This window comes from Paenibacillus pabuli (assembly GCF_039831995.1).
GTDB lineage: Bacteria > Bacillota > Bacilli > Paenibacillales > Paenibacillaceae > Paenibacillus > Paenibacillus pabuli_C.
Genome location: NZ_JBDOIO010000003.1, coordinates 1,585,206 through 1,607,204 on the forward strand (window position 1 = coordinate 1,585,206; position 21,999 = coordinate 1,607,204).

The following is a 21,999-nucleotide window of genomic DNA, read 5'->3' on the forward strand; positions in this document are numbered from 1 at the left end:
TATCCGATAAGCGGTTATTCACTTTGGTCTTGCTCGCGAATGGCGTTGTATTCATCCCGTACAACGAGTTCGGAATAAATTAACTTGCGTTCATATGGCTCTTGGGGGTGTTCCATACGCCATAATAATTGATCCACTGCCCTAATGCCAAGGTTTTCCTTGTTGATATGAACGGTGGCAAGAATAGGCTCATCTACACTCGTATTATCAAACCCGGTCACCGCACAGCGTTCAGGCACCGAAACGCCTCGACTCTGTAAGGCACGCAGTACAATCACTGCCGTATGATCATTGGTACAGACGATGACTTCAGGAATATCTGCTAACGGCATCTCGGTAATCGCCTTCTGAATGAGCTTCAGATCCGGTCCCAACAAGTCGGCTTGCTGCTTTCCTGGCAACTGCATGTCTTCCAGCACCGTTCGGTATCCCAGCCATCGCTCTCTGAAACTGGCGGCATCAGGAAGCTGGCCGGCAAACTGGAACCGTCTGTACCCTTTGCTTACAAGCATCAACACCAGTTCTTTCATACATTTAATATTATCCGTAAATACGGTATCCCCGTGAATGGCCGGATCTTCATGATCCACCATTACGAGCGGTATTCGAAGTCTGTAAATCTCAAGCAATATAGGGGTGGAGATGGAACCAACGGTTATAATTCCGCTAATCGCTTCAGGATTAAGTACCGAGAACATCCGGTCCGAAGAAGGCTCGGTTAACGTTAATATATCCATCCCCTGTTCGTTAAGGCGTGCAGAAATACCGTCAAATACAGGCCCCCAGTACAGTGAGGAGCGATTTTGGGAACGAATGTTGGGGAACAAAATCAGAATTGTGCCTGACTGCACTGGCTTGCTGCTGCGTGCAGGCTGTGGATCAACAGGATAACGCTTGGATTCAGTCTTGAAATAACCCAGTTGACCTGCAGTTCTCACAATCATATCCCTGGTTTGTTCGCTCACCCCCGGTTTTCCCGTCAGAGCACGCGAGACTGCAAATTTTGACACTCCCGCAGCATCGGCGATTTGCTGCATGGTTACTTTTTTACCCATACTCCTCACTCACCCGTTCTCCCTTAATTTACATTCAGTGTAGCATAAAAAACAAAATTCAACAAAACAAGTTATAATTTTGTTTGGTTTGTTAGCCACTCGTATTGTTATTCATACCAAAAAAAAGAGTTTGGCCTCTCTTCAACGAAGAGAAGTCCAAACTCTATAGTCCCCTGCTGATTTTATATCCCGGAAGCTCCCTGCTCCCCAAGGTCTGCCGGTAATGTCGCCCGTTTCCTACGCCAATATCTGACGTCCAATGATTTGATTTCTGTAATTAATACACCCAGCAGCATCAATGCCGCTCCCGTATATCCTTGCAGCGTTAGTGTCTCTCCCTGGAAGCTGAAAGCAAATCCCGCCGCAAACAACGGTTCAAGAGAAAAAATGAGACTGGTACGGGTAGGCGATGCATGACGTTGAGCCAACGTCTGGAGGATGTATCCAATACCACTGCACAGCACGCCAAGTCCGAGAATAGCCACCCAGGATTCAGGGCTATCCGGCAGCTGCGGACTCTCAAACAGGAAAGTGGCTGCAATTCCCCAGAGGGCTGCAACTCCCAGCTGAATGCTACCAAGTGTTAAGGGATCGTGTTTCGGAATATACCGTCCAGCAATCATAATATAAATAGCATACGTTAGAGCGGCCAAAATACACAGTACATCGCCGGTATGCAGGCTAAGCTCGTGCTGGAGTGTTAGCAGACCAAGCCCAGCAACAGCCACAATAATGCTAATCATCAACCTCGTATCAGGCATGCGTCTATGTAAGATCGTACTCAAGATCGGTACAAAGATCACAGCTAAACTAATTAGAAATCCTGCCTGCGAAGTCGTCGTCCGCTGTACGCCATAAGTAATCAGCACAAAGGCTGCAAATAATGCCGTCCCCATAATGGTACCCGCCCCGAGTGCTTTCAGATCCATTCGGAACAGTCTCCGGTGGAAAATGATCGCTGCCGCAATAAAAGCGATACTGAAGCGAAAAGCAACCAAATTGAGTTCTTGCATGGACTCCAGCCCTGACTTCATGAATAAATAGGAGGAACCCCAAATAACAGTTGCGAGCAGCATCTGCAGATCTGCTCTTCTTGAAACATTGACTTGTTTTCCAATGACTCTGCCCACTCTGCTTCAACCTTCATTCTATGTATTGTTCTATGCTGAGTCCGAACAAATTAACTCGCCTTGGCAAGTATAAACGATCTCTTTCCATTATAAAAATGAATATTTATAATAGTATTTATGAAATGAATTCATGTATTACTCACCGGAAGGAACGGATTTAATCATGTCATTGGTCAAATATGAAATTATGAATGCTGTCGTAGAATATGGAAGTCTTACCAAGGCTGCAGATGCACTGAATATTACTCAGTCTGCTGTCAGTCATGCCATTGCCAGTCTGGAGTCGGAATGTGGATTCACATTGTTGAATCGAGGCCGTACAGGGGTAAAGGTTACCGCTGAAGGAGAACGGATTCTTGGTTACACTCGTGAAATTTTGCGTTGGAACGAGCTCATGAATCAGGAAATATCCCTCATTCGTGGAGCTGAGGTCGGTACAGTGCGCATTGGAACATTTGCCAGCGTCTCGACCCAATGGCTGCCTGGAATACTGAAACAATTTCGCCTGCGGCATCCTGGAATTGAGATCAAACTATGGGAGGGTGACTATGCTGAAATCGAAGCCTGGCTGGCTGGCGGGGCTATTGATCTCGGCTTTTTATCCCTTGGCGAACCGATGTCTTATGAGACCATCCCTCTGCAAAAAGACAGGTTGATGTGCATCCTGCCCCTAGGTCACCCACTTGCAGATGAGACTTCTGTATCGTTTGAATTACTGCTGGAACAGCCTTTTATCCTACCCCGCTGGGGTGGTGACAATGAGATTGAACGTTTGATTCGGCACCATACCGCCAAGCTGAATGTGGTCTATGAGGTTGCTGAGGATCAGGCCATCATGGCCATGGTTCGAAACGGTCTCGGAATCAGTCTCCTGCCTGAGATGGTATTACAAGGTCATACGAATGAACTGGCACTTGTACCACTCAGCGGAGACCCTTACCGTACCATTGGACTAGCGTGCCCTTCTCTGGCCAATTTGTCTCCAGCCACGTGCCGTTTTATTGAAGCTGTACAAGAATGGCTGGCTCATACCCGTTAGTCGGAGAATAGATATTTTAAATAACGCTCAGGATTATTCAAAAAGTCACGCGTAATTTGCACATGAGACGTGTCCTCATATTTTATTTCCCTTATATGTTCTTCTGTAAAATGATAGATGGTTGCACCCGGATAGGCCATCAGAATGGGTGAGTGGGTTGCAATAATAAACTGTGCCTTTCCACTCCCCTCCATCTCATTGATCATGCGCAAAAGGGCAAGCTGGTTTTGCGGTGACAGCGCAGATTCCGGCTCATCCAGCAGATACAACCCACTACGACTCAAACGGTTTGAGAAAAATGTCAGAAAACCTTGGCCATGAGAACGCTCATTTAAAGACTTACCGCCATAAGGTGCATAAGCACTTCCACCGACATAGGGGTCCTCTGCCAGTTCATCAATATATTTAGTGAATGTATCGAAGGTTTCTGCTCGAAAATAAAAACCCTGGCTCACTCTTGGCATCCACTGCAGTTTCAAGATGGCGGAGAGATCAGCGTTGTCCTTCTTTTGCGTAATGACAAGATCTTTGCCACCAACGATACTGAATCCACAACTAACGCCTATCGCCTCGAGGAGAGTGGACTTACCTGATCCGTTCTCTCCTACTAAGAAGGTAACATTCTGATCTAAGTTCAGTTCCTTCGTGCTACGCAGAGCAGGAATGTTATATGGGAATTCTTCTTTGCGCATAGGATTCACCTGCTCCCACTCCAGCAACACTCTTTTCAAAAAAGGCACTGCTTCTCACCTGCCCTTCACCTTAACTCCAGTTACTCACAAATTGTATAACGCCGATGCATATCATGAGTATAAAAAGGATGGCCAATACAACAGCAAAGCCAATCAGAAATCGCGTAGCGGGTGAACGCCGGTTCCCCTGAAGATGAACTGCCAAATGATCCAGCTTCTGCTCAAGCCGGTCCATTCTTTCATCCACCTGTTCCAGTTCTTTATTGGAGCTCATAATATCATCCCCTCTTTATTAATGCTGACTTAAAAAAATAATTCTACTCCCAGATGCGATCCAGTTGATCCGAATAAAAGCGAATTGCCCTACTGTAATCATGTATGCCTCGATCCGTCGATGTATCCGCCAGCTGAATCAGTAGTCGTTTCATGGCTTCCGCATGTTCCCCCATATTGTAGAGTACCATCGCATAGAACACTTCGAATTCCCGCTGCGCCGGAAATTCTTCCATCCCCACTTCCAGCCATTTCTTAGCTTGCTCATACTGACCCAGGGTCCGATATGTACTGCCGAGTCCAAGAATGGCTCCAGCTCTGTCTTCCCCCGATAATCCTTGGCTAAGCGCTTTCTCATAATACGGCACCGCTTCGCGTTCCAATCCAAGTGAATCATGTGCCCAAGCCAATTGATACCATACGCCCGCATTCCCTGGGTCCTTCTCAGCCATTTTATGCAATAACTCAATAGCTTCCTGCATCTTGCCATCCTGTCTTAAGCGTATTGCCTGCTCTAGTTGACTCATATCTCTACATCCTTTTCCTAAACTTACCTACTCAAACATACAACTTCTGTTAATTATAGCAAAAAAAACACCTTAGGTCCGTAATGAAGACAAATCATGCTTGTCCACACGCTGTTCCATAAGATGTTCGTTTTGACGTGTTACCTCCAGGTCGTGTTCACAACCATTAAGATAAAAATAAGCATTAAATAGTTAACCGAGATCAAAAAGTTGATTTTGGCCCATTTCTCGTCATCCTGCGTCTTCAACCCGCTAAGTGTATGGATGAACCAGACAGCACTGCTTAGCAGCGACACGATCAGAAACACAAGTCCAACATAATCGTAGTAGTACAACAAAAATACTGCAGGGAGTAAGAGGAGCACGTAAGGCACCATTTGAAACTTTGTCCGTTTAATCCCCTTTACAACAGGCAAAAGCGGAAAACCGGCTGCACGATATTCCTCAACCCGCCGGATCCCAAGCGACCAGAAGTGTGGCGGCTGCCATAGAAATAACAATGCGAACAGCAGCCATGCGCCCATATCAATCTGGTTGGTTACCGCACAGTAACCAATCACCGGAGGCATCGCACCGGCTATGCCTCCGAGAGAGGTGCTCCAGGTTGAGCTGCGCTTCAGCCACATCGTATATATCACGATATAAGCAAACCAACCCAGAAGCGAAAGCCAACCTGATAGCGGATTCACCCAGACGTATAACACGGCAAAACCGGCCACACCCAAAATGATACCGTACCAGAGTACAAAGGCGGGACGAAGATGGTTGATATACTCAATACGTTTTTTGGTTCGCTCCATCTTCTGATCGAGTTCTCGATCCCAGTAATTGTTGATGACACATGCCGATGCGATAACCAGAGTAGATCCAATGATCACCAGCAGTAGGGATAACCACGAGATATCCCATTTTGAAGCGACCCAGAATCCAACGGCAACCGCAAATACATTAAGCCGCAGAAGTCTGGGCTTCGTTAATGCAATCATGTCTCTAAGCATGAGAAGCCTCCTGAACTATGTAAAAACACCATTCCAATAATGATACATGTACCTACAATGAATTACAATCTTCTTTAATATTTTGTCATAATCAAAAAGCATCCCTCACCGTTCTGACGAACAGGAGGAATGCCTACACTCGTAATGTTATGGTATATATTGCTGAACGATTTTCGTAACCTTTCCATCTTGCACAGTAAGGTGATACGGGAAAACGGACAGATCTAAAATGTTTTTGTTCTCGTACAAGGATTCAAATTTGCTGAGAGCAATAGGTTCATTCCACTGAATATTTGTCCCTTGTACCGTTCCGTCGCGATCATACAGCTGCATAAAGACTTCGGCATCACTACTGACTTCAACCCTCTCCTGCTCCTTGCTGTCATTGATAATATAGTATCCATCTGGAGCTCCATCTATACCCGAATCAGGGTTGCGCTGCTCAAACACTTTATCCGCTTCTTCTCCCTGATACCATCCGATCTTGTCCACGATCAAATAGAGTTTGCCATTCTCCTGCTGCAGTTTATCTACATACGCTGTATACATCTCGGAATTGGCTGCCTGTGCTTCTTTTGCGGAGGCTTGTGAGGAACTTGTACTTTCCTCGGCATTCGCCGGTGTAAGCAAATATGTAGTGAGCACAATGATACCAAGCAATAGCGCTGCAGTACCGAGCATTTTTAATTTCCATTGTTTTGCCGCGTTCTTCATAGGCAGCATCTCTCCTTATATGAACGTTACTATTTCCTTAACCGGAAGGGTTTGGTTTCAAACGGTTATTTGTATTTTCGTTTCAACTTTTACTAAAACCATCATACCTGTTTACAATCATCTAAAAGTATCAGCGAGATGAAAAATAGTTACAATAAAAAAAAGAACCTCGAATGCTTCGCATCCAAGGTTCTTATGCTATTAGTGCGTGCGCTGTGCAAGACGCACCAGCATATGGGCCAGCATATGCCGTTCCTCTTCCTTACCCACATTCCATAGCTCCTGCAGCAATTTCTCTTCACGATTGCGCGGCTCTTCCTTGGCTGCCAAATAATCAGCTACCTTCTCAGCAATTTTGGCCATCTGCTCTTCTCCCAGGCCAATGGATTCTCCCATAGCGATGCGTTTACCCAAATATTCCTTAAATGCATTGAAGTTTTGCAAAATTTGTTCTCTTTCCTCAGGCGCAATTTTGTCGATTGCTTTTCCTACCTTCTCCGTTGCCACTTGACCATCTTTATGAATTACATGATTACTCTCATTCATTTTAAATTCCTCCTTGAGTGTAATGATTTGGCTTGTCATCTATAATATAAACGTCTCGCTGGAGATTAATCAGTCCATTTCTATCCTTCGCCTATTACTGGTTTGTCGTATGATTGGACCGCCATACGGATACACTTCCCCAAATATACAATAATGCACTTAGATAAAATAAAACATCAATCGTCAGCCAGTCGATCAGCAATCCACCGATAATCACGGCAAACCCTGAGGCAGCTGACGTCCAGAAGTGATAATTGCCGACCGGCTTACCCCGTTTGCCTGGCTCAGTATAGTCTGCAAGCAGCACCCGTTCACTCATCCGCTGCATAGCATTGCAGAGCCCCATTATGATCTGCAGCAGCAATACCCATATGTAGCTTGTAATCCAGGGAAAAGCTATCATTGCACCAGCCATGCCAAGCGAACTCATGATTAGCCACCGTTTTGCATAAGTGTCCAGCCTTGGGGCAAGCCACTGTGATGCTGCGGCTGAGCTGATAGTAAACACAGCAAAGGCAAGTCCGTATTTGGAGAAGCTGTTACCGAGGTTTTTAAGAAACAACAGATAATAGGGATAAATCATACCCGAAGCAAGGGTTACCATGCTCTGAGAGCGGACCAACCACTTCATATTCATTTACTATTCCCTCCGTATTGCTCCATAAAGTAGTTCATAAAAGTATGCTCTGGATCATACAGTTCCTTCGCAGCAAAGAATTCGTCCTGGCGAGCGTAGGCTTGCTCGAATTGTTCTGTCGTGGCATAGGCCTGATAGGGCAAATAATAGGTACCGTTCATACGGATCACTAAATCTATGATTTTCTGCAAACTTGCTTTGAACTTCGCCTGTTCTTCATCTGACAGCGAAGCATGGAATAGGCATACCAGCCCGAACATATCCTGTGTCGCATAAGACAAAACGGCTTCATCATCTTTTTCCACATAACGCACGGTTATGTTCAACAGATCCAGCTTCTCCTGCGAGACGATCTCTCCCATCTCCTCAACAAAAGCAGGAAAAGTATCCACAGGGATAAAATACTCCTGCAGCAAATCGTTATTGCCTGGCTGATGATATTCCATAAACGCAGATGGAGAAGCCATGGCATTATTTCGGCTAACCCTCGTTCCGTCCTGTGCTTCGAAATATCGCTGCTGCAGCCCCCAAAACCACTCTCGTCCCCACACCGTTCCGCGATTAAGGTTAAATAGAATCTTGGCAGGCAGCACGCCCGGTTCACGGACAGACATTTTGTTATAATCCTGAAGTGAGGCTTCTGTATCGATCGCATAATTGAGAGCATACATGTCACTAAAATATCCCTCGCCCGGCTGAAGTGAAATGCGGGCCAGATGCATCCGCATATTCGGGTCGCCTAGTACATTCTGACGGAAATACGACGGATACGCTGCGGCCTGTGTCCGGTCGACGTTAAGTCGATATAATTCATCCTCCGTCAACGCCAGCGTCACATCCAAAATCAGACCAAAGAGTCCATATCCACCTAATGCCAAAGGGAATAGTTCCGAATTGGACGTACGGCTCACTTCCCGGATCTGCCCATCTGCAGTCAGGAGACGAAAGGAGTCGACGCTCTGAATCAACGATCCGTTGCGAAGCTCCCTTCCATGGGCGTTCACACTAATCGAACCTCCGACCGTAAAAATATTTTGAGACTGCATATTTTTAAGCGACAGCCCATAAGGATTGATAGCACGCTGCACGTCAGCCCAGGTAGCTCCGGCTTGAACGGTTATCTTTTTTGCTTCCGGCTGGATGTCCAGTACCCGGTTATAGGAAGTCATATCAATGACGATGCCGTCCTGGTAATAAGTATGTCCGCCTTGACTATGGCGTTGTCCTGCTATGGATACCGTTAGTTGATTTTCCCTTGCATCCTTCAGCAGCTCCACAAACTGCTTTTCCTGCTCGGCCTGCACGACGCGTTCCACTTTTACCGGGTGTAGGCGGCTGTAGTCTGTAATAAGATATGGATTCTGATCTTCTCCTCCCGTTCTCCAATACGTCCAAATACATAAAACGAGAAGCAGCAGGAGTACACCCATTTTTTTAAACACGTTACCTCCTCCTTCCAACCAAAGCGTTTCAAACGGATTCCAGCGGTTAATCGTTTATATATACATTACAACGTTTGGAGATGTTAAGGAACACCCTAAACCTGATTGAATAAGGAGGATATACGTATGAGTGAACCCAAAAAGGAAAAGAAAAATAAAAATCTGGAGCCAGGCGTCAACACTGTCCTTCATCCGGATCCCGACAACCCAGGCCCAACAGATATGATCGAGGATGCTGTTGGAGATATCGTGGACAATATATCTGGACATTCCAAGGACAAGTCCACAACAACCGAAAAAACAAATCAAACCATTAAGCGCTCTCACTGATTACAAACAGTACAAAAAGTCCTTCAACCTAGACAGGCTGGAGGACTTTTCGTGTGTCTATGAAACGAAACCTGCTGACACAGTGCTTGTGTTTACAACTGCTTCACTTCGTTTTTCTTTTTGATCTTCTGTAACTCTTTGTGAATCCAGATGGCTGCAATAGAGCCTTCACCCATCGCAACTGTTGCTTGCTCCGCATGAAGTCCCAAATCCCCCGCAATCCAAACATTCGGGGCAGCCTGCAAACTGCGACGATCGGCTTCAACATGGTTATTATCGGCGATGACCGCACCAAGCTGCTCTGCAAGCTCAAAATGCACCCGGTTTCCGCCGAAAGCAATAAATCCGCGTTCCGATTCATAGATCTGCCCATCTTCAGTCAGAACCCCTGTAATATGCCCGTCCTCTGTTTGTTGAACTTCCTGAACCGCAGCTTCAAGATAACGCACCCCTGCCTCCTTCATGCTTCGGTGAAGTTCAGCAGAGATCGGTTTCTGTTCATGGTTGATATACAGAAGATTATCGGTACGCTCGATCAGCATCATGGCCATGTTGGCTCCTGCTTCTCCTGATCCCAGGAGTATGGTGCGACGATCCTGAATTTCATAACCATCACAGTCCGGGCATACGTAAACTGTTCTGCCCAGCGTTGGCCTGAGTCCCGGAATCGCAGGGAAACGGTCGCTAAGCCCGGTTGCCAGCAAAACAGTCCTTGCTGAATAGGTGCTGCCGGAGGAACCGATTAATTGAATCTGTTCTCCAACCCGTTCTGCTTTAATAATACGATCCTTTTCAAATGCAACTCCGGTCTTCTCGGCTTGCATTCTGCCTTTGGATCGCAATTCTTCACCTGACACACCCTCTGGAAATCCCAAAATATTATGATAGGTTCGGCACAGGGTTGACCTGCCTTCTCCAGCATCCACCACCAGCACCTGATGCGAACTGTAACGTCCCAGCTGAATGGCAGCCTGAAGTCCTGCGAGTCCGCCGCCTACGATGATGCAATCATACTCTCGCAACCTTCATCTCCTCCAGTCCATCCTTTTGTCTCGGTCTCTGTAGATCGGTTCCGATCCTTCTATACATTAAACCGCTCAATCAGACTCAAACGTCCTAACTCTAGCTTGTACAAAAAATAAATAACCCAAACCGTCCGCATGGTTCACGGTCCGGTTGGGGTTATTTATTTTTATTCCTTTCCTTATATCCCGATAAAATTAAAATAGATATGATTCAAAACGGGAAGCATTGGAGATGGCATTCCAGACATCCGCTGTTTCCCCACCCATGTACCAATAAGCCAGCCCGGCTATCTTCCGGTCTGTACTCATTCTAACTTTGGCAGTTAAGGAGCGGCTCTCCTCTGCCCAGATGTATCTTGCCAATCCGTTACTTGAATACCCGATAACATATTGCTCCAGGCTTGCATTCCACTGTCTCACAGAACCCACAGCACGTGCCCGTGCTCCCTGCTCCGCAAGGGTGATATCCCACGAGCCTGTTGCCGGGTTAGCCGATGACCAGTCTCTTGTGTAGAGCGGAAGCGCCAAAATAACTTTGGCACGCACAACATCAGTGAGCATTGTATCCAGAGCCCTTTCTACCCAAGGGAGTGAAGCAACCGACCCGGCTATTGGGTCTCCATTCCAATGTTCCTCATATCCCATAAGAACCATGTAATCGGACACCGCGCCAAGCTTGGCATAATCGAACGCTTCGGTCCAATCCGTACCCAGATCAGGAGATACATCCACCGAAACGACAGCACCAATCGTATGCAAAGAAGCAGCAAGTGACGTTACAAAAGCAGTCATGCCTGCCCGATCTGCCGGCAATACGTTCTCAAAATCCACATTAATGCCATCCAGTTTGTATTTCTTCACATATGCAGTAACCTGAGTGACTACCGATGTTCTGTTGGCTGAACTGGATAACATCTGGTGTGTCATCGCAGCATTCGAACGATTGCCAAGCAGCGGCCACACTTCCCGATTAGTAGTCGATGCCCAAGATAGCAGCGCCGAGTCCGTATGGTCTGTAATCTGCATGCTGCTGTTCAGAAAGAACCACCGGGGGACAAGTGTATTCACCTCGGATTGTTCAACCTGTTTCTTGAATTCCGCAGTAGTGGAGTTATACTGCCAGCCCAGTTGTATTCCCAAGGAATCAGCGTTCCCAAGCTGCTCCGACCATTCTTTCTTTTGCAAAATGGCATCAAGCATCACTGCAGCTTCCTCGCGAGTCACCTGTTCCTGCGGTCGGAATAAGCCATCACTTCCACGCATCAGTCCGAGCTGATATACCTTCTGCACGTAGGGCCTTGCCCATGTGGAAATATTATAAGCGTCATCATAAGTCGTAGACAGAAGCCCTGTAGATCCGGAAGACTGTTTCAACATTCTCACGAGCAGGGCAGCTGCCTCTTCTCTCGTTATGGATGCGTTCGGTTGAAACGTTCCCTGTCCTTTTCCCTCCAGAATGGAAAGATTGGTCATTGCGGCAACATTGCCATAGTACCATGCTGTCGTACGGGTATCATTATAGGGACTAATATTATTTTTAACAGGCTTCAAGCCGAGCAATCGAACTGCAAAGGTCGCAAATTCGGCTCGTGTCACCGCCTTTTTCGGTTCGAACCTGGTTTCTGACGTTCCGGCAGCAATACCTTCGTTCACCAAATGGTTTATCGCATCTTTCGCATAACTGGAGCTAATATCCTGAAACGGTTGTTTTGCTGCTGCTTCCACCGAAATGGGGAAGCCTGTTATCAGTCCAAGCATGAATAGAGCAACTAACAACACTGTTGCCACTTTTCGACCGGCATGTTTCTTTATTCTATTGGTCACATCAAAAAGCCTCGCTTCATTGGAGTACGATCTTACATCATCGTATCAAATTGAAGCGAGGCCGTATGTGGTTAAATGTTGGAAATCTGCATGATGCTTAATTCTTATTTGTGTACTTTTACGCGCTCTTCAATCGGCTGGAATTCTTTCTCGCCTGGTGTAGCTGTTGGTTTACCAAACGGCATCTGAGCGATCAGTCTCCAGTGCTCTGGAATATTCCATTCTTGCTTCACTTTCTCATCAATCAGTGGGTTATAGTGCTGCAGGGAAGCTCCCAGACCTTCCTGTTCCAGTGCAGTCCAGATCACGAGCTGCAGCATGCCGTTGGATTGGTTAGCCCAGATTGGGAAATTATCCGCATAGGATGCAAAGTTCTGTTGAAGTTGTGCAATGACATTGTTGTCTTCGAAGAACAATACTGTACCGTATCCGCTGCGGAATCCGGCCATTTTCTCAGCAGTGGATTTGAAGGCTTCTGCATCGCCAACCACTTCACGCAAGATTTCTTCCGTATGGTTCCACAGTTTATCATGTTGTTCACCGAGCAAAACCACGGCACGGGAAGTTTGTGAGTTAAAAGAAGTTGGCGTATACTTTACGGCTTCCTCAACGATTTCTTGAATTTTAGCATCCGAGATCGTGGATTCCTTGCTGATTCCGTAATAGGATCTTCTGTTTTTCAACGCGTCAAAGAAAGATTTAGACATAACGATTCGCCTCCCAAATTGGATAAATATCGTAATTTTCGTGCTAACATTAGTAACTATAATATAGTAACATACATTAGTCAACAAACTATTTTATTCTCACTAAATATGCAAATCAATCTGGATCGGTTTCCCGATAATCCGCGCGGTACTTCTCCTCCGTTGAAGAGTTGCTCTTGGTCTGATCTTTATTTTTCTCTTCTTGCTGCTCCATATTTAGGTCCTCCAATGGAATCGGGTCCACCGTCTGCTCTTCTTCATATTGATCAAGCAAACTTTCCTTCTCCGTCGGATATTGTTCGGGATTATCATGCGCATGTTCCTTATTCGATTCTTTATTCTGACCCGGAAATCGATTTTTCATTCCTAAACGCCTCCTCTGGTTTCATTACCCTTTCTTTACCTTTTCTGCCTGTCTTCTAAACATAGCAAAAAGACCACCCCCACAGATTTGGGTGGCCTTCAATCTCAACACTTTAAATAATGACCTCTTCAAGACTTATTTTTGCTTCAAAAATGATATTCTGTTCCTCTGTCCCTGATCGTCCGCGAATCCAGATCACCCCATCCATCGCTTCCGTCCGTTCCACGACGAGTTCTTCCTGCATTCGAATTTCCCGGTGATACGATATCTGCATGCGAGTCAGACGGGCAGCATGCTCCTCGGCTGTAAGTGCGTCACAGCAAACATCGGCATACCTGGCATTATTCATATGACCGTTGCTATCTGTGCTGCTGTATCGAACCCTTAGTCGATAGTCTTCCTGTGGCTCCAGTGCTGAAGGAAGCACCACTTTCTCCGGTGGTTCACCAAGGGATAATTCGGGATGTGACTTCACTTCAAATGGCAATGCCGCAGGTCGGAGAATCTTTCGTTTCTCGAGATCGACAAGCGCCCAGGAAGTACGTGCCTCCGCGATGTGATTCCCCTCTGCATCAGTAAGAACATAATCTCTCAGCCACATGACTCCTTTGTTCCCTTTATGCCAAGTCTGAAGACTTACTTCTTCCTCCAATCGAGCTTGGCGTAAAAAGGTCAAATCCGTCGTGATCAGCATCCAGCCCAGCCCCTGATTGAGCATCTCCGAAACGGTGATGCCCATCCGGGCCAAATCACGGTCTGCTGCAAGCTGCATATGTTCCAGCAAGGCGGAAGGCCGGTATAATGACTTATAGTCGGATTCGGATGATCCGATTCGGTACTGGAATACATAAGGTAGCTCCGTTGCCATAACGTTAAAACCTCCTTCGGTTTGTACCTGTTGTACGTATTGATAGGATGTTAGCGTGCCGTGACCATCACTGTGTCCGGTGTAAACGAGTACGATAGAGATCAGGTGCACAGCCCACGTTTTGTTTGAATATGCGACTGAAATGTGACAAACGCTTAAACCCCGACAATCGGCTTGCCTCGGTTACCGAGATATCAGGTTGAAACTGAAATAACAATTTGGCCTGATTAATACGGCGGTCATACAAATATTTGAATATGGTGCTGCCTGTCATTTCTTTAAATAATCCCGCTAGATAGGGCTTGGACAAATGAAGCTCGCTTGCCAGATCATCCAAACCTATATCCTTCATATAATGCGTATCTACATAACCCATGATGTGCTGGACATGTCTCTCCTTATCCGAAGAAGGGCGATGATCCACCACGATACCACGGCATATGCCAGCCACAAAATATAACAGATCGCACAAACGAACGGTCATTCGTTCCTGTCTGAACTCGCCTGAATTCGCCGAAAGCTGATCCAGGTGCAGCAGAAGGGATTCAAATTCCGCACGGATGTCACCCGTCAGATTAATCCGGCAGTTTCGCAGCTCATCAAAAGGCATAAGCACCTCGCTGATTCGATCTGGATGAAGGCTGCTGCGAATGAGTGATGGATCAAAGTGCAGTGTTGTGCGTTCATATAATCCGCCAGGTACCGGATGGGCCCGATGAAGCGTCATCCCGTGCATAAGAATTAGATCACCTGGTTCCAGGCTGTACACGCGGTCTCCTATAATGTATGTGCACTCTCCGGCATGAAAATAATAAACCTCATAATGTGGATGAGAATGAAACCCGTCTGACGCGCCGCTGGAAAAAGTGCGCGTTGAACGATAACTGTATTCCAGCGGAGCATTAAACTGATGCATACGTGTCATTTTGAGCACCCCCTATGGGAGAGGTTTTCTTGTCTAGAATAGAAGCCATGAACGTACCGCTGTTCACGGTTCAACTCATGGCCTCTTCATTCTCTATGAATTATAATAGTTGTTCAATGCTAGTCTGAACGGCATCCATGGAATCCACGGGCTCGAAGCGTTGAACCACTTGCCCTTCGGCATTGATCAAAAACTTCGTGAAATTCCACTTGATTGCATCCCCGTGCAGCCATTCCGGTGCCTTATCAGCGACCATTAACTTCAAGAGCTTGGCTTGCACATCGGACTCGTCAAACCCGGCGAAAGGCCCCGATTTTTTCAGGAAGTCATACAGGGGATGTGCCGTGTCACCATTCACGTCCATTTTGGAGAACATGGGGAATTTCACACCATAATTAATCTGGCAGAACGAAGCCGCTTCTTCACTGCTTCCGGGCTCCTGTTCAGCAAATTGATTGCATGGAAAACCGATAACCTGAAGGCCTTGATCCTTATACTTATCGTACAGCTTCTGGATATCATCGAACTGATGCGTATATTTGCATTTACTTGCCGTATTCACAATCAGCACGGGCTTTCCTTCATATTGATAGAGCGGGAATCGTTCTCCGCTAGTTTTGGTAACCGTAAAATCATAGATTGTTGCCATAAGTTTGGTGCACCTCATCGTTATGTAGTATGTAGAATGATACTTGTTCTCTATTATATACGAAATGATCTCTGCTGTATTAAAAAAGTAAGAACATCATCATTTCAGTGTGACGGTAGTTGGCAAACTACCTCACTGGATAGACCAATTGTATCGGTTCTTTGGTAAGTGCCTCTTGGAACACATAATTATGATCTGCTCCTACAATACACAGAATTCTCTTATCCTGATTCGAAAAACATGTATTTTTCACCCGCTGAATCATGATTTGATTACGCACAACCCAGCGAATGTTGTGAGCCGTTGGATTGATTTGATTTAACCATTCATATTTCAGGCGGGTCATCTCATCAAATTCCACCGAATTGAAGGGTATGCTTCCAGCTTCATATGTACTCATTTGTTTGAGAAACCATTCATCGTCGATCTGCTGCAGTTCTGCACGCTGCTCTTCGGCGTATCCGCCAAATGGATCGAATTGATTCCACACATCTAATTCAAACCAGTCAATGGGCACAAATTCAATGTTGTTGTTCTCGCACAATGGAAATATGAGCTCCCAATATTCGCTTGCCGGCTCTCCCCAGTATCCCTTATCAGTGCGATCTTTCAAGTATTTCTGCCAACTTAACGGATGCACTTCTCCGCATATGATATCCGGCTTAAATTTGGTAATTATTGATTCATACAGGGCAAGCGGACAATGATATTTCTCTCTCAATTCCGGATTATGAATGGTTCCCAGTACACCTACAACAGTCATTTCCTCACCTTCCCCTAACAAAATAAGCTGCCCTTTAAGGCAGCCATTTTTAGTTCAGCAGGATTGACGCAAGCAATCACCCCACTGCCTTCTTCTAAGAAAAAATTAAAATTGCCCTGTAGCAAGCATGCGTTCTCGGGTTATAGGTATGAGGGATAACACAACCTCTTGAGCCGCCTTATAATCATTGCTCGATAATGCATGCAGCGTATCCCGATTAATTCCGATCGCACTGTAGTGTTTGATATGCGGAGTTCGCTTGAAGCGGACGATGGAATACATGTAAAGTTTATCCCGGAATGAGTCAAATGTGTTCAGCATTACGCCATTGTTCAAAGATTCAACGATCTCCCGCATGAAAAGAAAATGATGTTCGGTGTATAAGGGATAGTCATTCCTTTTCTCGGCGGTTCGCTGGACCTCAACATGAGCTGCAAGCGACTCGAGATTTAAATAAATCTCTCTGTTCGGGTTTTTCATCATTTCAAAACAGTAAAAAAGCATGGATTGAATCTGTTCGATCAGATCGAGAAATTCCTTCCCCCCTACATCCTTGACCAATACACCGCGATTTTTGAGAGAGGTTACATATCCTTCTGATTCAAGGCGTGCAATGGCATGACGGATTGGTGTACGACTCATTTGATACTCCTCGGCCAATTCGTTCTCGGATAGCAGGGTTTCAGGCATTAATTCTCCGCAAACCATTCGCTCACGCAGCATCATGTATGCTGTATCGACAAGCGATATTTTGTTCATATCATAATCCCTTTCTTCCATTGATGAGGACTTCATTTAAATAATAAAGGTCTACATATTTCACCCTATATTACCAGTATTAGAAGAAGTTACGCAACCAGACTGAGGCAAGAAGGAGTCCGAGCACTGTATTCCAGTGTCTGGACTCCATTTTTTTATACCAGATATTTGTTTTGAAGAGCTGTCCTTTGTTCTGCACTAATGCCTAGTCCCTCTGTAAGATACTGCTCAAAAGACCCGTAGTTCTCGTCGATTGCTTCAAGTGCGGCCTCTATAAAGGCCGCTTTCATCATTTCTGGAATGCCGCCCTTAAGTTCAGGCATTTGATCCATGTACTTTTGATAATCCTTGTTGCTTCCGGAGAGGAAGCGCTGCATGAGTCCCTCCACCGCGAGATTCGTCAGCTCGTAGTCTTCAATAACCACATTTCGCGGTACACCCAAGGTGAGAAGGATTAATGCACATACCACTCCGGTCCGGTCTTTACCAGCGGCACAGTGGAATAAGGAGGTATCCCGCTCCTCATTTAATAATTCATTTAGAATGAGTGCACATTTGTCCGTATTTAAAATCATGGCTTTGTAGCCTGCATGCAGATCATGTCCGATCTTCTGCATTTCCTCAGGACTTGCTTCCGCCATAAAGGGAATATTCGTGTTAATCGCATGACCAATGGCCGGGCTTGGACGGCTGGCTACTTCAAAATCGCTGCGCAGATCACAAATCCAGTCAATACCGAGCGCGGCTGCTGTTTGCAGGTCCTGGTCACTCAGCTCATGCAGATCCGCAGATCGCAGCAGCATTCCCCAACGGGTCGTACGACCATCTTCTGTGAGGTAACCGCCCATATCCCGGAAATTAATTACGCCATCCGTGTAGATCATGCGATCGTTAATGGTAGATACCGACCCATTTGCGAATTTCACATGATAATAGTTGCGGCCAGGAGACACCGTTCTCGTAAATACCGCTCCTGCCGGGTCGATCTGAATATCTAGCAGCGTGCTGCTGGATTCAATAAATTCTGGTAGAACAGAATGATAGACTGCTTCTACCTCCATGTTCTCTGCCATATTCCAGGCTAATGTAATCCCGTTATTATTGCTGTATTTAGCCTGAACCTGAGGGCCTTGCTTCAAAAGTGAATTAGATGTTGACATGATATTCCTCCTCAAAGTGATATTCATCGTTATACATGTGAATGGATTAGTTCTGACGTGTTTTTAGCTTCATTTTGTATCGGTTTGCCACAAATTCCACGCTGAATACCATGGTGAAAACGACCAATCCGACAAACAAAGCAGCCGCAAAGTTATAGGATTTCATGGCATGAGTCATCTCATATCCAATACCACCTGCGCCAACCGCACCAAGAATAGTGGATTCGGCAATGCCGCCTTCCAGCTGAAGTACGCACCAGGCAATAAAGGCTGTTTTCACCGTAGGCAAAATGCCTTGCATGACAATCTGCAACCAGCTGGCACCCGTAGACTGCATCGCTTCTAGTACACCCTTGTCGATTTCCTCCAGTGACTGGGCAAATACTTTGACGAGCATACCTGCCGCAGACACAGCAATCGCTAGCACTCCAGGGAGTGGTCCGAGACCAACAGACACGATAAAGATGAGAGCCCACACGATCGTAGGAATCGCACGAAGCAAGGAAGCAGCACTTCGAATGATCCAAGCAACGAACGGATGAGGCGTCAAATTGCTTGCAGCCAAAAAGGAGAGAATGAACGCTACGACAATCCCCAGCACCGATCCAAGAATGGCCACTTGCAATGACTCTACAGCCGCGAGAAGGACATGGCGCCAGGCCGAGAAATCAGGTGGAAACATGGTTCCCATGTAACCGCCTAGTTTCGTAAAGCCTTGGGCAATCTTGGAATAGTCGAACTGCAGCTGTACGAGACTGAACACAAAAAGTACAGCCATAAGCGGCAGACCGATGACTAACAACTTGTTTCTCTTCGGCTTGGGTGGCTCTGGCATGGAAGTATACAGCGTAAAAGATGGCTTCGCTTCGTTCATTGGTATACTCATATGATTCGCTCCCTTACGCGATTAGTGATCGTTTCCACAACAAGGACGATAACGAGTACAAGCAGCACGGCCATGCTGGCTTCCTGATACTGAAACAACTTCAGTTTGGATTGCAGGATAAAGCCGAGACCACCGCCCCCAACCATGCCTACAATTGTGGATGCACGTACGTTGATTTCGAAGTTGTACAGGCTCCAGCCGATAAACCCGGGTAAAAATTGTGGAAATACGGCTTGGGATAACACTTGAAAATAACTTCCGCCAGCAGCACGAACAGCCTCTACCTGCCCCATATCTATCTCTTCCAACACCTCGGCAAAGGAACGGGTCAACATCCCGATCGAGATCAGGATCAGCGACATCGTACCGACTACGGCCCCAAGTCCAAACGCTGCAACAAGCAGAATCGTCCAGATAATTACCGGAATATTACGAAACAACGACGTAGCTGCACGAACAAACACTTGAAGGTAAGGATGGGGGCTTGTCGTAGCCGCGGCTAAAAAGGATAACATTCCTGCAACAACCGACCCGATGACCATTGCAACCACACTCATATAAAGGGTCTGCAGTGCAGGTTCAATGAGCTGGAAGAGCGAAGAAAGATCAGGTGGAAGAAAATCAAAAATGATAAATCGGAAGCTCTCTCCTACCCCTGCAAACATAGCTCCTAAGGAAAACTCTGCGCCGATGGAAGACCAGATGATGAGAGCCAACAGCACGATAAAGAACAATATCGTCTGCGTGCGTTTCAATTTTCGGGCAGATTGCAACTGAGCCGCATTCATGTCAGGCTGTCTCCTTCACTTTGGGATTGGTCTGGTTGTAAATGAGCCGGATCATGTCTTCCGTCAGTTCATCAGGCGTTCCATCAAACACCTTGGACCCTTTATGGATACCGATGATACGGGTTGCGTATTTCTTCGCGATATCTACCTGATGCAGATTGCACAGGCAGGCAATGCCTTCCTCTTTGCAGATCGTATACAAGTAATGCATAATCGTCTCCGAGGAAGCTGGGTCGAGACTCGCTATGGGTTCATCTGCCAATATCAAATCCGGCTTCTGCGAAAGTGCACGTGCAATGCCGACTCTCTGCTGCTGACCCCCACTGAGTTCATCTGCCCTCTTGTACATCTGTTCATGTAAACCAACACGGTGAAGCATGACCTTGGCGGCTTCCGTATCTGCTTTTGAGTAGAGACCCAGTGCCCCTTTGAATGGATTCATGTAGCCTAATCGTCCATGCAGTACGTTGTTAAGTACGGACACGCGGGTGACCAGATTGTATCCCTGGAAGATCATGCCCATATGACGGCGGAGTTCACGGAGTTTTTTACCTTTGATACCCATGGTTTCACTGCCTTTAAACTGGATCTTTCCGTTTGTTGGCTCAATCATGCGGTTCAGACTGCGCAGCAAGGTGCTCTTTCCGGCGCCGCTCGGTCCAATGACGACAACAAACTCTCCGGGATTAATTGTCAGGTTCAAATTATCAAGCGCTTTTGTTCCGTCAGGATACACCTTGGACAACCCTTCCACCTGTAAAAGTGTCATATTAGTTCCTCCTTATCTCTCAAGTTTGAATTCTACTTTTTCAGCAGTTCTTCGGGGGACATATCCAGTGCTTTGGCGACTTCCCGAATTGGGTCAAAATCACTGTCACTACCTTCTACAAAACGGGCTGCGCCTACACTTTCCAGAAATTTGGGATTCTTCGTATCGTAATTCAGCATAAGATCACGCAGCTGTGTAACCAATTCCTCTGGCAAGTCTTGACGATAAAGCAGTGGAGCTCCGCCGACGATTGGGTCCGATTCGGCAATCACGCGGAAATCTTCCTCTTTAATAAGTCCTGATTCTGCCATCATTGGCACCATGAGACTTGACGTCCCAATCCCATCTGCATTACCGTTTGCCAGTGCAAGCAGTGATTTGTCATGTCCACCGGAGAACGCTACACTGCCGAAAAAGGAATCCAGTTCCTTATTGGAAAGACCAAGCTCTTTCATTAATGTGGCACGTGGATACAGATTGCCTGATGTGGATGCCGGATCGGCAAACAAAAAGTCTTTTCCTTTAAGGTCTTGCACACTTTGATATGGAGAGTCATTACGAACAAGGATGACCGTATTCGATTGTTGATCACTTTCGGAACGAACAAGCAGCTTGGCATTGGCTCGCTCCGTAGCAATGATGTAACCAAATGGCCCAATCAGTCCCATTTCAATTTTGCCTGCACGCAGGGCTTCGATAACCATGTTATAATCTTCCGCTACAAAAATTTCAGCAGGGATGCCGGTTGCTTCAGTAATGTCTGTTGCAAGCTGTTCCTGAGAACGGTTCATCTCTCCCTCTTCGCTTGGCATAATACCGATTCGGATTACTTCCGGCATTCCGCCTTCACTGGAGCTTGAACTTGCTGAGGCTCCGCAACCGGACAGGATGACAAGCATAAATACAAGCGAGAGGATCAAGCTTTGATAACCTTTACGTTTACTATTTTTCACAATGTATACCCTCCTGAAATTTGGTTGATTCCATACAGAATTCTCTGGTACACAAGTAGGATACAACTTGAATGTAAGAAGAATGATTTGGTAAATCACCAAATTTGTAAAACATTTAAGGGTATTAGCAATCATAAAAATGCATGAATCTACTATATTATGGATTGTGTCACTAT

At 46.2% G+C, this 21,999-nt stretch carries 26 protein-coding genes; 2 read left to right on the plus strand and 24 right to left on the minus strand.

The features are described from left to right. Nucleotides 1-14: 14 nt before the first annotated feature. Together ABGV42_RS09015 and ABGV42_RS09020 are read right to left on the minus strand one after the other, a co-directional pair. Nucleotides 15-1,055, minus strand: a complete 1,041-nt coding sequence (locus ABGV42_RS09015; RefSeq protein ID WP_347381379.1) for a LacI family DNA-binding transcriptional regulator — start codon at nt 1,053-1,055, stop codon at nt 15-17. 182 nt (nt 1,056-1,237) lie between these two features. Further along, the gene (locus ABGV42_RS09020; protein ID WP_347381380.1) at nt 1,238-2,185 is read right to left on the minus strand and encodes a DMT family transporter; all 948 of its coding nucleotides are present in this window, start codon (nt 2,183-2,185) and stop codon (nt 1,238-1,240) included. Between the two features lie 163 nt (nt 2,186-2,348). Here ABGV42_RS09020 and ABGV42_RS09025 point away from each other — a divergent pair, with 163 nt between their 5' ends. Beyond that, on the plus strand, nt 2,349-3,224 hold the full coding sequence (locus tag ABGV42_RS09025; RefSeq protein ID WP_347381381.1) for a LysR family transcriptional regulator: 876 nt from the start codon (nt 2,349-2,351) through the stop codon (nt 3,222-3,224). Here ABGV42_RS09025 and ABGV42_RS09030 read toward each other — a convergent pair. From ABGV42_RS09030 to ABGV42_RS09065, 8 genes are all read right to left on the minus strand, one after another. Beyond that, nucleotides 3,221-3,916, minus strand: coding sequence for an AAA family ATPase (locus ABGV42_RS09030; RefSeq protein ID WP_347381382.1), 696 nt, complete (start codon nt 3,914-3,916; stop codon nt 3,221-3,223). The genes ABGV42_RS09025 and ABGV42_RS09030 overlap by 4 nt on opposite strands. A gap of 70 nt (nt 3,917-3,986) precedes the next feature. Then, nucleotides 3,987-4,190: an OadG family protein gene (locus ABGV42_RS09035; protein WP_347381383.1), complete on the minus strand. Its 204-nt coding sequence runs from the start codon at nt 4,188-4,190 to the stop codon at nt 3,987-3,989. Nucleotides 4,191-4,233: 43 nt separating this feature from the next. Then, nucleotides 4,234-4,716, minus strand: coding sequence for a tetratricopeptide repeat protein (locus ABGV42_RS09040; protein ID WP_347381384.1), 483 nt, complete (start codon nt 4,714-4,716; stop codon nt 4,234-4,236). A 140-nt stretch (nt 4,717-4,856) separates the two neighbouring features. Further along, on the minus strand, nt 4,857-5,714 hold the full coding sequence (cyoE, locus tag ABGV42_RS09045; protein WP_347381385.1) for a heme o synthase: 858 nt from the start codon (nt 5,712-5,714) through the stop codon (nt 4,857-4,859). A gap of 147 nt (nt 5,715-5,861) precedes the next feature. After that, entirely contained in the window at nt 5,862-6,428 is a 567-nt protein-coding gene (locus ABGV42_RS09050) for a hypothetical protein (RefSeq protein WP_347381386.1), read from the minus strand. Nucleotides 6,429-6,629: 201 nt separating this feature from the next. Next, nucleotides 6,630-6,974 (minus strand): DUF3243 domain-containing protein, encoded by a 345-nt coding sequence (locus ABGV42_RS09055; RefSeq protein WP_347381387.1) that lies wholly within the window; start codon nt 6,972-6,974, stop codon nt 6,630-6,632. A 94-nt stretch (nt 6,975-7,068) separates the two neighbouring features. Next, complete coding sequence (locus ABGV42_RS09060) at nt 7,069-7,611, minus strand: MFS transporter (protein WP_347381388.1); 543 nt, start codon at nt 7,609-7,611, stop codon at nt 7,069-7,071. Then, nucleotides 7,608-9,053: an FAD-binding oxidoreductase gene (locus ABGV42_RS09065; protein WP_347381389.1), complete on the minus strand. Its 1,446-nt coding sequence runs from the start codon at nt 9,051-9,053 to the stop codon at nt 7,608-7,610. Before ABGV42_RS09065 ends, ABGV42_RS09060 begins: the two co-directional genes overlap by 4 nt. Nucleotides 9,054-9,179: 126 nt before the next feature. Here ABGV42_RS09065 and ABGV42_RS09070 point away from each other — a divergent pair, with 126 nt between their 5' ends. After that, nucleotides 9,180-9,383 carry a hypothetical protein gene (locus ABGV42_RS09070; protein ID WP_347381390.1) on the plus strand — a complete coding sequence of 68 codons (204 nt, stop codon included), beginning with the start codon at nt 9,180-9,182 and terminating at the stop codon, nt 9,381-9,383. Between the two features lie 92 nt (nt 9,384-9,475). Here ABGV42_RS09070 and ABGV42_RS09075 read toward each other — a convergent pair whose 3' ends face one another. The 14 genes from ABGV42_RS09075 to ABGV42_RS09140 form a co-directional block, all read right to left on the minus strand. Next, nucleotides 9,476-10,405, minus strand: a complete 930-nt coding sequence (locus ABGV42_RS09075) for an NAD(P)/FAD-dependent oxidoreductase (protein ID WP_347381391.1) — start codon at nt 10,403-10,405, stop codon at nt 9,476-9,478. Between the two features lie 198 nt (nt 10,406-10,603). After that, nucleotides 10,604-12,232 carry an S-layer homology domain-containing protein gene (locus tag ABGV42_RS09080; RefSeq protein ID WP_347381392.1) on the minus strand — a complete coding sequence of 543 codons (1,629 nt, stop codon included), beginning with the start codon at nt 12,230-12,232 and terminating at the stop codon, nt 10,604-10,606. Nucleotides 12,233-12,336: 104 nt separating this feature from the next. After that, a complete protein-coding gene (locus ABGV42_RS09085; RefSeq protein WP_347381393.1) occupies nt 12,337-12,939 on the minus strand; it encodes a nitroreductase family protein in 603 nt (200 codons plus the stop codon). 115 nt (nt 12,940-13,054) lie between these two features. Then, a complete protein-coding gene (locus ABGV42_RS09090) occupies nt 13,055-13,303 on the minus strand; it encodes a hypothetical protein (protein WP_347381394.1) in 249 nt (82 codons plus the stop codon). Between the two features lie 112 nt (nt 13,304-13,415). Beyond that, nucleotides 13,416-14,171, minus strand: a complete 756-nt coding sequence (locus ABGV42_RS09095) for an acyl-[acyl-carrier-protein] thioesterase (RefSeq protein WP_347381395.1) — start codon at nt 14,169-14,171, stop codon at nt 13,416-13,418. A gap of 67 nt (nt 14,172-14,238) precedes the next feature. Further along, nucleotides 14,239-15,096 (minus strand): helix-turn-helix transcriptional regulator, encoded by an 858-nt coding sequence (locus ABGV42_RS09100; protein ID WP_347381396.1) that lies wholly within the window; start codon nt 15,094-15,096, stop codon nt 14,239-14,241. Between the two features lie 100 nt (nt 15,097-15,196). After that, nucleotides 15,197-15,745: a glutathione peroxidase gene (locus ABGV42_RS09105; protein ID WP_347381397.1), complete on the minus strand. Its 549-nt coding sequence runs from the start codon at nt 15,743-15,745 to the stop codon at nt 15,197-15,199. 127 nt (nt 15,746-15,872) lie between these two features. Next, entirely contained in the window at nt 15,873-16,508 is a 636-nt protein-coding gene (locus tag ABGV42_RS09110; protein WP_347381398.1) for a hypothetical protein, read from the minus strand. A 105-nt stretch (nt 16,509-16,613) separates the two neighbouring features. Next, nucleotides 16,614-17,267 carry a GntR family transcriptional regulator gene (locus ABGV42_RS09115; RefSeq protein ID WP_347381399.1) on the minus strand — a complete coding sequence of 218 codons (654 nt, stop codon included), beginning with the start codon at nt 17,265-17,267 and terminating at the stop codon, nt 16,614-16,616. Nucleotides 17,268-17,422: 155 nt separating this feature from the next. Then, nucleotides 17,423-18,427 (minus strand): tyrosine-protein phosphatase, encoded by a 1,005-nt coding sequence (locus tag ABGV42_RS09120; protein WP_347381400.1) that lies wholly within the window; start codon nt 18,425-18,427, stop codon nt 17,423-17,425. Between the two features lie 46 nt (nt 18,428-18,473). Beyond that, on the minus strand, nt 18,474-19,313 hold the full coding sequence (gene phnE / locus ABGV42_RS09125; protein WP_347381401.1) for a phosphonate ABC transporter, permease protein PhnE: 840 nt from the start codon (nt 19,311-19,313) through the stop codon (nt 18,474-18,476). Continuing rightward, nucleotides 19,310-20,101, minus strand: a complete 792-nt coding sequence (gene phnE, locus ABGV42_RS09130) for a phosphonate ABC transporter, permease protein PhnE (protein WP_347381402.1) — start codon at nt 20,099-20,101, stop codon at nt 19,310-19,312. Before phnE (ABGV42_RS09130) ends, phnE (ABGV42_RS09125) begins: the two co-directional genes overlap by 4 nt. Before the next feature lies 1 nt (nt 20,102). Further along, nucleotides 20,103-20,870 (minus strand): phosphonate ABC transporter ATP-binding protein, encoded by a 768-nt coding sequence (gene phnC / locus ABGV42_RS09135; RefSeq protein ID WP_347381403.1) that lies wholly within the window; start codon nt 20,868-20,870, stop codon nt 20,103-20,105. A 32-nt stretch (nt 20,871-20,902) separates the two neighbouring features. Continuing rightward, nucleotides 20,903-21,823 carry a phosphate/phosphite/phosphonate ABC transporter substrate-binding protein gene (locus tag ABGV42_RS09140; protein WP_347381404.1) on the minus strand — a complete coding sequence of 307 codons (921 nt, stop codon included), beginning with the start codon at nt 21,821-21,823 and terminating at the stop codon, nt 20,903-20,905. Nucleotides 21,824-21,999: the final 176 nt, after the last annotated feature.

Excerpts from the sequence above, each read along its gene's own strand:
- ABGV42_RS09120 (WP_347381400.1), bottom strand. The coding sequence starts at position 18,427 with ATGTCAACATCTAATTCACTTTTGAAGCAAGGCCCTCAGGTTCAGGCT.
- ABGV42_RS09025 (WP_347381381.1), top strand. The coding sequence starts at position 2,349 with ATGTCATTGGTCAAATATGAAATTATGAATGCTGTCGTAGAATATGGA.
- cyoE (WP_347381385.1), bottom strand. The coding sequence starts at position 5,714 with ATGCTTAGAGACATGATTGCATTAACGAAGCCCAGACTTCTGCGGCTT.
- ABGV42_RS09060 (WP_347381388.1), bottom strand. The coding sequence starts at position 7,611 with ATGAATATGAAGTGGTTGGTCCGCTCTCAGAGCATGGTAACCCTTGCT.
- ABGV42_RS09090 (WP_347381394.1), bottom strand. The coding sequence starts at position 13,303 with ATGAAAAATCGATTTCCGGGTCAGAATAAAGAATCGAATAAGGAACAT.
- ABGV42_RS09115 (WP_347381399.1), bottom strand. The coding sequence starts at position 17,267 with ATGAACAAAATATCGCTTGTCGATACAGCATACATGATGCTGCGTGAG.
- ABGV42_RS09095 (WP_347381395.1), bottom strand. The coding sequence starts at position 14,171 with ATGGCAACGGAGCTACCTTATGTATTCCAGTACCGAATCGGATCATCC.
- ABGV42_RS09105 (WP_347381397.1), bottom strand. The coding sequence starts at position 15,745 with ATGGCAACAATCTATGATTTTACGGTTACCAAAACTAGCGGAGAACGA.
- ABGV42_RS09070 (WP_347381390.1), top strand. The coding sequence starts at position 9,180 with ATGAGTGAACCCAAAAAGGAAAAGAAAAATAAAAATCTGGAGCCAGGC.
- ABGV42_RS09085 (WP_347381393.1), bottom strand. The coding sequence starts at position 12,939 with ATGTCTAAATCTTTCTTTGACGCGTTGAAAAACAGAAGATCCTATTAC.
- ABGV42_RS09040 (WP_347381384.1), bottom strand. The coding sequence starts at position 4,716 with ATGAGTCAACTAGAGCAGGCAATACGCTTAAGACAGGATGGCAAGATG.
- ABGV42_RS09110 (WP_347381398.1), bottom strand. The coding sequence starts at position 16,508 with ATGACTGTTGTAGGTGTACTGGGAACCATTCATAATCCGGAATTGAGA.
- ABGV42_RS09015 (WP_347381379.1), bottom strand. The coding sequence starts at position 1,055 with ATGGGTAAAAAAGTAACCATGCAGCAAATCGCCGATGCTGCGGGAGTG.
- ABGV42_RS09030 (WP_347381382.1), bottom strand. The coding sequence starts at position 3,916 with ATGCGCAAAGAAGAATTCCCATATAACATTCCTGCTCTGCGTAGCACG.
- ABGV42_RS09050 (WP_347381386.1), bottom strand. The coding sequence starts at position 6,428 with ATGAAGAACGCGGCAAAACAATGGAAATTAAAAATGCTCGGTACTGCA.
- ABGV42_RS09035 (WP_347381383.1), bottom strand. The coding sequence starts at position 4,190 with ATGAGCTCCAATAAAGAACTGGAACAGGTGGATGAAAGAATGGACCGG.
- ABGV42_RS09055 (WP_347381387.1), bottom strand. The coding sequence starts at position 6,974 with ATGAATGAGAGTAATCATGTAATTCATAAAGATGGTCAAGTGGCAACG.
- phnE (WP_347381401.1), bottom strand. The coding sequence starts at position 19,313 with ATGAGTATACCAATGAACGAAGCGAAGCCATCTTTTACGCTGTATACT.
- ABGV42_RS09100 (WP_347381396.1), bottom strand. The coding sequence starts at position 15,096 with ATGACACGTATGCATCAGTTTAATGCTCCGCTGGAATACAGTTATCGT.
- phnC (WP_347381403.1), bottom strand. The coding sequence starts at position 20,870 with ATGACACTTTTACAGGTGGAAGGGTTGTCCAAGGTGTATCCTGACGGA.
- phnE (WP_347381402.1), bottom strand. The coding sequence starts at position 20,101 with ATGAATGCGGCTCAGTTGCAATCTGCCCGAAAATTGAAACGCACGCAG.